7 protein-coding genes and 1 pseudogene are annotated in these 4,474 nt (G+C 50.2%); 7 read left to right on the plus strand and 1 reads right to left on the minus strand.

The window, feature by feature from the left end:
• The 7 genes and pseudogenes from DQ405_RS24590 to DQ405_RS24615 all read left to right on the plus strand — a co-directional run.
• Positions 1-239 (plus strand): LexA family protein (locus tag DQ405_RS24590; RefSeq protein ID WP_241730200.1); only part of this gene is annotated, 239 nt, incomplete at its 5' end.
• Positions 239-484 carry a hypothetical protein gene (locus DQ405_RS24595; protein ID WP_168426376.1) on the plus strand — a complete coding sequence of 82 codons (246 nt, stop codon included), beginning with the start codon at positions 239-241 and terminating at the stop codon, positions 482-484. The genes DQ405_RS24590 and DQ405_RS24595, both read left to right, overlap by 1 nt.
• A 128-nt stretch (positions 485-612) precedes the next feature.
• Complete coding sequence (locus DQ405_RS28785; RefSeq protein ID WP_168426377.1) at positions 613-954, plus strand: AAA family ATPase; 342 nt, start codon at positions 613-615, stop codon at positions 952-954.
• Positions 848-1,894: an AAA family ATPase gene (locus tag DQ405_RS24605; RefSeq protein WP_241730202.1), complete on the plus strand. Its 1,047-nt coding sequence runs from the start codon at positions 848-850 to the stop codon at positions 1,892-1,894. Before DQ405_RS28785 ends, DQ405_RS24605 begins: the two co-directional genes overlap by 107 nt.
• A 491-nt stretch (positions 1,895-2,385) precedes the next feature.
• Positions 2,386-2,979 carry a DNA adenine methylase gene (locus DQ405_RS24610; RefSeq protein WP_241730201.1) on the plus strand — a complete coding sequence of 198 codons (594 nt, stop codon included), beginning with the start codon at positions 2,386-2,388 and terminating at the stop codon, positions 2,977-2,979.
• Complete coding sequence (locus DQ405_RS28380; protein WP_342030460.1) at positions 2,885-3,265, plus strand: DNA adenine methylase; 381 nt, start codon at positions 2,885-2,887, stop codon at positions 3,263-3,265. Before DQ405_RS24610 ends, DQ405_RS28380 begins: the two co-directional genes overlap by 95 nt.
• Positions 3,266-3,359: 94 nt before the next feature.
• Positions 3,360-3,687 (plus strand): annotated as a pseudogene (locus tag DQ405_RS24615) (DUF2388 domain-containing protein).
• A 143-nt stretch (positions 3,688-3,830) separates the two neighbouring features.
• Here DQ405_RS24615 and DQ405_RS24620 read toward each other — a convergent pair.
• Entirely contained in the window at positions 3,831-4,319 is a 489-nt protein-coding gene (locus DQ405_RS24620; RefSeq protein ID WP_137204410.1) for a DUF2846 domain-containing protein, read from the minus strand.
• Positions 4,320-4,474 lie beyond the last annotated feature (155 nt).

The following is a 4,474-nucleotide window of genomic DNA, read 5'->3' on the forward strand; positions in this document are numbered from 1 at the left end:
CCGGCCAGAGCATTACCGAGGGCACGCTGATCTTGGTGGACACTGAGGCCGAGGTCGCACCAGGTAAGCTGGTCGTGGCCAAGCTACCAGACAGCAATGAAGCCACATTCAAGAAGCTGGTGAGCGACGGCGGTCGACTGTTCCTCAAGCCGCTGAACCCGAGCTACCCGATCGAGGCCGTCGACGAGCACTGCCGGATCGTGGGTGTCGTTGTGCAGGCACTGCAGAAGTTTTACTGATGCCATCCGCCCTTGGAAAGCCATCGACTTCATGGCGAGAGCAGAGCTTCTGGAGCAAGGTTGGGGTCATTGCTTGCCTGGCTTTCCTTATTATGATGCTCCCCGGATACTCCTACGTCGCTGGACTGAGCGGCGGCTCATCAGGCCGCAAGCGGGTATTCAGTCTTGGCTTCGTTGTGCTCTGCATCTTCGTGGCTGTATTTGAGGTGCTGGCGCTGAGCCAGTACTATGTTGTGTACGGATGAGCTGGGTAGAGAAAGACTGAGCGTAGGCAAACTCTCCGGTCAGGTCGCAAGCGTTGGTGGGCTGAATCGTTCAAAACCAACCATGGCATGCACCCACAAGCTAATAATTAGAAAAGCAGGGAAGAACGATGCAAAAATGCACGCTTAAGTCATTAGAAATAGAGCAGCCCCCTTTTAGGAAGTTGAAAAATCTAACCGTTGAATTTGCTGAGCGCATTACTCTAATCGCAGGCCACAACGGAATAGGGAAGTCTACCATTCTGGCCTTAGTAGCAAACGGCTCAGGCTTGACCTCAAAGACGTTTAGCAGTTACACCGGAAAACTGTTTCGTGGACTTTTAAATGAAATAATCCACATTGACTATGAAAAAGAGTTTCTCCACCATCAAGAACAAGAGACGCTTTCCAAGCCCTGTATTAGAGTACGATATAAATGGGGAGCTTTTCCAAAAAAGATGCGCTCTTTCTAAGCGAACAGTCGAAAACAAAGACAAAAAAACAACAAGATTAGAAGCCCGTGTTGTACCACGAAATAAATCTAACTCGGACTTTCTACAGCCAGAGCACGCGATAAAGATAGGCGTGGCTGCAAAGGTGCCAATTCCTACGCTGTACTTAGGTATGACACGGATGATACCTATTGGGGAAAGCGATCCGGAGTTAGTAGTCAGCGTCCTAGACACTGCAATTGATGAGTCGGATGCCGACTTTATTGCTAGCTTCGTATATAGTGTAATAGGTATTGAAGCACCTGACGAACTGGAAAAATCTATAACTACCCAGTCAATACAAGGTACAAATAAAGTTGCAAAGCATCCTACCTACGGCTATAGCCCTAAAAGCATTTCGCTTGGACAGGACAGCTTAAGCTCGATTGCTACGGCCTTTGCATCATTTAGAAAGCTTCAGAGAGAATGGGGAAACTACCCTGGCGGGATCTTAGTAATCGACGAAATAGATGCAGGCTTTCATCCTCACGCTCAGCAAAGATTGATCGCGAGTATAGGGCAGTACGCAAAAAAGTTTCGAGTCCAAGTAGTCGCGACCACTCACTCACTGTGCATGATTGAAGCGGTTCACCCAGAAAACAACCCCATTGGCGGCCGAGGTGTATCACCAGATTCGATAGTTTACTTAACCGATACAGTTCAGCCTCGGGTAATGACGAATCCGTCACTGGAAACCGTAAGAAACGATATGCTCTTAATACCTCCGAAAGCACCGGATAAAGTACGAGCAAAACCGAGATACCTAAAGATTTATTTAGAAGATGCCGAAGCGAATTTTTTCTTAACATGTCTGCTGACTGCAAAACTTAAAAAAACGATAAAAGAAGCATGCGGTGTTAACCTTAAACCAATCCCAATTAGTGTAGGCTGCAACAACCTTCAAGGCCTTCAAACATTTTGACCCTCATTTCAAAACTGTACTCATTGTCGTTGATGCCGACGCCACTGTAAAAAGCAGCAATGGTAAACTTAAAAATGTCGTCAAGCTTCCGGGCGGTAAAATACCCAACGGCGCCAGTTTCTCCCCGGAAAGAACGATTTATGAGTTCGCGAAAATTCTGATGGGCAACAACCAGATCTATCCGTCAACGCGGGCAAAGCTGGTCGCTGCAGGAATTACTAGCAACCAAATCCATGCCCATCTGATTCAAGGCGATACGGACATAACCAAGCGGGAGCCAGCAAAACGCTGGTGGAACGAAAGAATCGAGATTATTGGAGCCTGGGGTCTTGTAAACCACTGGCTTGCAGAGCATCCAGATTTGGTAGAAAAATTTGAGAAGGACCTCATGACGCAGCGATTCATACGGCGAAGCTCTCAATTTGAGGGCTGGCCAAGTATACTGCTGACCTATAAGCTGAGGTCCCGCACACCTCAAAGGATGAGATCTGATGTACTCCAACAAGCTATACAGCCCCCTACGCTACCCTGGCGGTAAGGCTCGCTTTGCGCCTTTCATTGCCGAGGTGATGCGGGCTAATGGCCTGGCGGACGGGCACTATCTGGAGCCGTTTGCTGGCGGAGCCGGGGTTGCGCTAGAGCTTCTTTTCGACGGGCATGCATCGCATATTCACATAAATGATCTCGATCCGGCCGTATTCGCCTTCTGGTCAGCTGCGACAACCGATCCGGACGGAATCCTAAAACTGCTCCGGGACACGCCAATCACCATGGAGCAATGGCATCACTGGCGCTCCGTGATGCTTGCCCAGGACCCTGAGCTCTCCATTGCAGAGAGGGGTTTTGCTACGCTTTTTGTGAACCGTACAAACCGATCCGGCATCCTCAAGGGTGGAGTCATCGGGGGCAAGGCTCAGACTGGCGCCTACAAATTGGATGCCCGATTCAGCAAGGAGATGATTGCAACCAGGCTTGAACGAATCGCACTAAATGCAGATCGGATTTCAGTTTTATTGCGAGGACGCCTTTCTTTTGCTCAGTCGCGCAGCAGCGTTTCTGCCAGAGCTATCACTGATCTACCTTGACCCGCCGTACTACGTTAAAGGGCGCGGCCTGTACCGAAACTTCTACAAGCACGATGATCATCTGCAAATTGCTGAATTGCTGCAGTCGATCAGCTTTGATAGACCATGGGTAGTCTCGTACGATAGCGCACCAGAAATCTGTGAGATGTACAGCCAAAACGAGGCTCTGACTTACGGACTGCACTATACCGCCCAAGCGCGATATGTAGGCGACGAGGTAATGTTCTTCAAAGAAGGCATCTCTGTGCCAGATGCGAAAATCCCTAGAGCAACTGTGGCAGCATGATTCCAAGCCCGGCCCAGCGCCGGGCTTCTTGTTTCTGCCAAGCGTCCTACTCTGCTATCGTGGCGCCCTCTGAACGCAACGGACGCAACGAAGCATGGACTCATGGAAGACCCTGGCGATCGCCCTACTGGCATCGGTCAGCACGCAGGCCTTATCAGGTGATGGCGCCAACCCTATCGCTGCCGCGATATTTCTCACAATTTCCGCGCCAAACAATTTCATTTGGGGCGACCACATCTCTCACGACCGAGCCGCCAAAAGTTTTCAAGTCAGCCAAGACCGACGCTCTGGCGTTCATCGGTTCGGACGGCGAGATTCGCGGTGCACAGTTTGAGCAAGCATCACGACACTACCGATTGAGCTATAGATCGCCCCTCATGTCCGATATGCAACTCGCCAAGGCAATCGCGACGTCCTACTGAGCGCAACCTTTTCACATCCCTTTCACAGTCGGGCGCTTATGGTTACCACAGCTCCTAGAGAACATCCCTTTAAGCCCGCTACTCCCCATCGCGGGCTTTTCTTTGTCTGCAATTTGCCTTTACTTATTGCGCTCCGATTAGAGCTAGATCGCCTCAACCTTTCTACATTGAGAAATCTCGGGCAATGCTTGATCGGCAGAGACTTGATTCAGTTGCCATTTCAGCTCAACCGCAACCGCATTGAATCGGTGTGCCTCCACTCTCTTGCCGCTGGATGTGAGGCTGACGTAAGAGGCACCCGAGCTTTGCACTTCAACCATAGTGGTGGTGGTGCCGCTCTCAAGATTGGAGTTCCCCAGAATTCCCGCTTTCCATTTCTGAGTGATCGTGTGCTCACCTGGTGCTACAGGCACGGCTACGTAGCCACCGTTCTCTAGAGATGCTACCTGCTTTCCATCCAAGGAAATCAAGGCGGACATTAGGCCCATATCGTAGTTACTGGGCCTGTAGACATAGATAACACCACGCTGAGAATCTACGTTTTCAAGTGGCGTGAATTTTGGTCCTGTCATCGTGCAGGAGCTGAGGAGCCCCAATAAGACGAATACTGAGATCTTCCGTGCTTGAGTCATAACTGCTCCATCCTAATTAAGCGACTGATGATCAACACTGATGGGCTATCAATCAAATCCTTTGTTGGGTCACAGCAGTATTTGCTTCGCTTGCTTCCTTGCTGCTCCTCATTCGCAGAATCTGCACAGGCGACAGGCAGGGAACAACCTATGCA

The sequence above is a fragment of the Pseudomonas sp. SST3 genome, from assembly GCF_003325755.1.